This window comes from Tahibacter aquaticus, assembly GCF_004363655.1.
Lineage (GTDB): Bacteria > Pseudomonadota > Gammaproteobacteria > Xanthomonadales > Rhodanobacteraceae > Tahibacter > Tahibacter aquaticus.
This window is the reverse complement of record NZ_SNZH01000080.1, coordinates 1-1,234: the sequence shown is the minus strand read 5'-3', so window position 1 is coordinate 1,234 and position 1,234 is coordinate 1. Positions and strand designations below refer to the sequence as shown.

Annotated in this window: 1 protein-coding gene; it reads right to left on the bottom strand. The window is 63.6% G+C overall.

Annotated features, from left to right (window positions below):
• Positions 1-1,234 (bottom strand): type VI secretion system Vgr family protein (locus DFR29_RS28865; protein WP_133822087.1); only part of this gene is annotated, 1,234 nt, incomplete at both ends.

Here is a 1,234-nt window from a genome sequence, read left to right as displayed (position 1 = left end):
ATGCGCGGAATATGCACGCCACCGAAGCCGGTACCGGCCCAGGGATGCGAGACGCGGATCCAGCACGAGGAGTTTTCATCCTTCCTGCCGTAGCGGTCCCAGTGGAACTGCACCTTCACCTGGCCGTGTTCATTCGTATAGATTTCCTGGCCGGCCGGGCCGGTCACGACCGCGCTTTCCGGCCCCATGGTATGCGGCTTGGGCGTGCGCCGTTCCGGCCGATAGGGCTGGTCGGTCGGGTGGAACTCCGCCGCGATGGTCAGGCGGTGCTCGCCGCTGTCTTCGTTCGCCTCGTAGTCGTTGTCGCTGAAATCGTATTCGGCCGCGGCGACCAGGTATTCCCGGTTGTAGCCACCGACCGCATGCTTTTCCAGCGTGAACAGGCGGCCCGGTGCAAGACCTCGTGCGCGGCCCTGGCCATGGCTGCGCTTGTGCTGCGACTGCAGTTCTTCCAGGCGCACGCGCGCATACGGATCGCCTTCGCCTAAGGTGGGATAGCTGCCGGGGTAGTCGAAAATGTCGTAGCTGGCGTGCGGGTGCGAAGCCGGGGTGTTGCGGCGTGTGGTGAGATCGGCGCTGGGCATGACGAAGTTGTAGTCGCGCGCCGAGTACTTGCCGCTTTGCACCGTGCCGGCCGCGGACCAGCCGTGCAGGTGGTCCTTGTCCGGCACGGTGTGGTCGTGCGGGTAGAACGGGATCGTCGCATAGCCCGGATAGGGGCTGGCCAGGCCGACGTCGTCGGTCATCACCAGCGTGTGCTCACCGGTCGAATGCTCGAACCAGAACCAGATGCCTTCGTGTTCCAGCAGCCGCTGCACGAAGTTGGCATCGGTCTCGCGATACTGGACACAATAGTTCCATTTGCGATAACTGCGCGACAGCAGCCACTTCGCCGGGAACGGATACATCGCCAGCACGTCCTTGACGATGTCCGGCGTGCTCTTGCCCTGGAAGATACGGTAGTCGCTGCGCCGCGTGGCGTACCACAGCCACGGCTTGAGTTCCGCCAAGTAGAGGTACTGCCTGCCGCGGCGCCCTGCCGAGCGGAAATGTACACACTGGCCGTTCAGATGCCGCCGCGTTCCACCGTCGAGTTCAAGATCGACCGTGATCGGCCGGCCCAGCAGATCGTCGGCGGAAATCCCCTTTTCCTCGCTTTTCAGTGTGAGCTGGAAATCGAACAGCTGGGACAAGGCTTCGCGGCCTTGCAGGCTGTCGAAACGCAGCACTTGCG